Annotated in this window: 3 protein-coding genes; 1 reads left to right on the plus strand and 2 read right to left on the minus strand. The window is 68.1% G+C overall.

Features of this window, described 5'->3' with window-relative positions:
* Nucleotides 1-339: 339 nt before the first annotated feature.
* Nucleotides 340-1,653, minus strand: coding sequence for an SCP2 sterol-binding domain-containing protein (locus ACQR1F_RS32110; RefSeq protein ID WP_434914548.1), 1,314 nt, complete (start codon nucleotides 1,651-1,653; stop codon nucleotides 340-342).
* Between the two features lie 33 nt (nucleotides 1,654-1,686).
* On the minus strand, nucleotides 1,687-2,505 hold the full coding sequence (locus ACQR1F_RS32115) for an SDR family NAD(P)-dependent oxidoreductase (protein WP_434848305.1): 819 nt from the start codon (nucleotides 2,503-2,505) through the stop codon (nucleotides 1,687-1,689).
* 93 nt (nucleotides 2,506-2,598) lie between these two features.
* Between ACQR1F_RS32115 and ACQR1F_RS32120 the strand changes: the two genes are divergently transcribed.
* On the plus strand, nucleotides 2,599-3,177 hold the full coding sequence (locus tag ACQR1F_RS32120; protein WP_315800311.1) for a TetR/AcrR family transcriptional regulator: 579 nt from the start codon (nucleotides 2,599-2,601) through the stop codon (nucleotides 3,175-3,177).
* The last annotated feature ends 122 nt before the right edge of the window (nucleotides 3,178-3,299 follow it).

Genomic DNA, 3,299 nt, shown 5'->3' on the forward strand with positions numbered 1-3,299 from the left:
CCCAGGCGCTGCTGTGTCAGGGTGCTGGAGGCCGGCATGTCCAGGCCCGCGAACATCGCCAGCGGCCCGTAGTAGTCCCCAGCCTCCTCCTTTCTGATCGAGACGACCGGCACGTTCAGCGCGCGGCCGACCACCTCGATGACCTCGCGCATGGGGACGCCCTCCTCGCCGTCGGCGTGGTAGATCGCGTCGGCCGCACCCTTCTCCAGGGCGAGCCGATAGAGGCGGACGACATCCGATCGATGCGCCGCGGCCCAGCGCTCAGCAAGCCGGTAGAGTCACAAATTCGGTGACAGTGCATAAAACTCTCCGCGCCAAGGGCCCGAGTCCCGGTTGACGCTACGATGGAAAGCACTTGCCGAACGCCGCCATCAGGCGGACCGGGCCTTTCAGCCGCAGCGAGCGGGTGAGGACCAGGCGTGCGACCGAGATCTCCTTGGCGAGGAAGCGCAGCCACGCCTTGGCGTCGGCGGTGATGCGGAGGTCGGCCTTGCCGATATGGCCCGGCTGCACGGTCAGCCGGCGGTCGCGGATGGTGACGGTGGCTTCAGCCGTCTCTTGGCCGGTGAAGGTGAAGTGATAGATCGCCGTCAGGCCCTTGGATTTGCCGGGCTGGAAGGTCAGCCGCATGCCGTCGAGGAAGCCGCGGATCGAGGTCGCACGGACGCTCGCCCGCACGAAGCGGATCGTCTTGTGCTGAAAGCGCCGCGCGACGTAGTCGGCGGCGTCGCTGCCGGGCACGACATAGACCGGCTCGGTCCTGCGCGTCAGCGGCTCCAGCACGTCTGCGACGTGCTGCTTGCGGTCGGCGAGATAGGGGCCGATGACGTCGTGGCCGGCGGGGCAGACGGCAAGGCAATAGGCGGCGTTGTAGTTCGGCCCGTAGGACAGGCTCTGCCAGCGCGTCACCGTCTCGGCGTAGCTCACGCGGCTGCGGAGATCGTTGGCCGAGCGCGACTCGGCGATGTCCTCGACGAAGTTGACGAAGCCGCCCATGAATTGCTGATAATTGTGGGTGAGGCAGGCGGAGAAGTCGAAGGCTCCGTCGGGCTTGATCGCCCCGACCGGACAGGCGGCGACGCACAGCTTGCATTCGAGGCATGGATTGTGGTCGAGCGGAGCAGCGACCGCATCGACCTCGGCAGCGATCAACACCGTGCCGAGCAGGATGAAGCTGCCGAAGCGCGGATGGATGACGCTGCGATGGATACCCATGCGGCCGAGCCCGGCGGCCTCGGCGGCGCGCTTGTGCGACACGATCCAGCCGCGCTCCGGAAAACGGTCCATCTCCATCGGAAACGCCATCGCCGGATTGAGCGCGCGGATGCCGCGATCCTCCAGCACGCGGACGATGCCGCGCGCGACCTCGTCGATGTGGTCGCCCGAACGGTGAAATTCGAGATTGGCGACCGAGCGCGCCGGCGAGCGGACCGGCTCGCGATGCATCCGTCCGACCAGCACCAAGAGCGTGCGCGTCTTGGGAAAGGCTGCGAGAATATGCGGCCGATCCTCGGCAAGGCTGGGATCGTCGATCGAGGCAAGGCCGCAATCATCGGCGCCGCAGGTGCGCGCAAGATCGAGCAGTTCCGATGCCGAAAGCCGCGACGGCGGAGGCGATGGGACGGCGACGGGGGACGGCGTGTCGGTCATCATGGCAGCGCACTCCGGGCTTCGGGAAGGATCGGCTCACGCCGCCTGCGTCATGCCGGCCATCACGCGTGCCAGCATCGCGGCACGGGCCGAGCGCGGCAGCAGCATCAGGCTCGCCTCCAGGGCCTTGGCGAGGAAGCCGGGCCGCACCGTGGTGCGCCGTCCGAGCATGTTGAGCGTGCCGACGGCGACCTCGTCCGGTGTCTGGCCGCTGCGGATCGTCATGTGGGCGCGCTGCCCGAAGCCGCTCATCACCGGCCCCGGCGCCGAGGCCAGCACGTCGACGCCGAACGGCTTGAGCTCCGGCGCGAGACCTTCGGCGAGACTCTGCACGAAGGCCTTGGTTGCGGCGTAGTTGGCGGCCCGCGGGACGCCCTGGAAGGCGACGAGCGAGCTCATCAGCACGATGCCGCCGCGGCGGCGCGCGGCGAAGCGGCGCCCGAACAGATGCGTGAGCTGCGCCAGCGCGCGGCAATTGACGTCGATCATGTTCAGCTCGGCTGCGAGATCGCCGTCGACGAACGGCCCCGAAGTGCCGAAGCCGGCGGCCGCGACCAGCAGGCCGACATCGATATCAGCGGTCTCTTGCGCGATCCGGTCGACATCGTCCGGCACCGAGAGATCGGCTGTGATCACGACCGGGCGGATGGGCGTGCGCGGTTCGAGCTCGGCGGCGAGCGCCTCCAGCACGGCGCGGCGCCGCGCGACCAGTACGAGGCCGAAGCCGGCCTCCGCCAGCCGCATAGCCACCGCGCGGCCGATCCCATCGGAGGCGCCGGTCACGACCGCATAGGTGCCATAGGCCCGGCGGAGGCGCTCGGCCTCGGTCAGCGGACGCAGGGATGGGCTGGTCATGGTCAGCTCCTATTTAGATTTCGATCGAACTCTAATTGCAAAGATGTCGAACGACCGCTAAATTGTCAAGCGACACGAGACAGGTTCGATCACATGCGCAAGACCAGGGAACAAACCGCTGAGAGCAAAGCGAAAATCGTCGATACGGCGGCGCGCCTGCTGCGCGAGCGCGGAGTCGCGGGGGCCAGCATCGCTGACGTGATGGCCGCCGCCGGCATGACGCAGGGCGGCTTCTACCGGCACTTCGCGTCGAAGAACGACATGCTCGCTGCCGCCACGCGGCACGCCTTCGCCGCGATGGCCGGCGGCATCGACCGCGACATGGACACAGGCGGCGCCGAAGCGGCGCTCGCCGCCTACGTGGCGCGCTACCTGTCGCGCGAGCACATCGCCCATCCCGGGATGGGCTGTCCCGCGGCGGGCTTCGGTGCCGACGCCGGGCGGATGCCGGACGTGCTCGGCACGGAATTCACCGTCGGCGCCGAGCAGTTGATCACGCGCGTTGCAGCCGGCCTGATTGCGCGCGGCGTTGCAGAGCATGACGCGCGCGCGGAAGCGATCCGCACACTGACGATGCTGATCGGTACTGTCGTCATGGCCCGCGCCCTCGGCGCCTCGCCGCTACAGGACGAAGTCATCGCGGCCGCGACGGCGGCGCTTGCAACGGATTGAACTCGACTGCGCAACTCCGGTGACAAGCATGAAATTTGAGACGATCCGCTCCAGGCAATCCTTCAACTCCGAGAGCTCGGCTTGAAGTAGTCCGGCTGGCCGATGTCGGCGATCAGGCCGAT

The organism is Bradyrhizobium sp. HKCCYLS3013 (assembly GCF_051167615.1).
Lineage (GTDB): Bacteria > Pseudomonadota > Alphaproteobacteria > Rhizobiales > Xanthobacteraceae > Bradyrhizobium.

Bases quoted from the DNA above. Each gene is read 5' to 3' on its own strand.
- ACQR1F_RS32110 (WP_434914548.1), bottom strand. From the start codon at position 1,653: ATGATGACCGACACGCCGTCCCCCGTCGCCGTCCCATCGCCTCCGCCG.
- ACQR1F_RS32115 (WP_434848305.1), bottom strand. From the start codon at position 2,505: ATGACCAGCCCATCCCTGCGTCCGCTGACCGAGGCCGAGCGCCTCCGC.
- ACQR1F_RS32120 (WP_315800311.1), top strand. From the start codon at position 2,599: ATGCGCAAGACCAGGGAACAAACCGCTGAGAGCAAAGCGAAAATCGTC.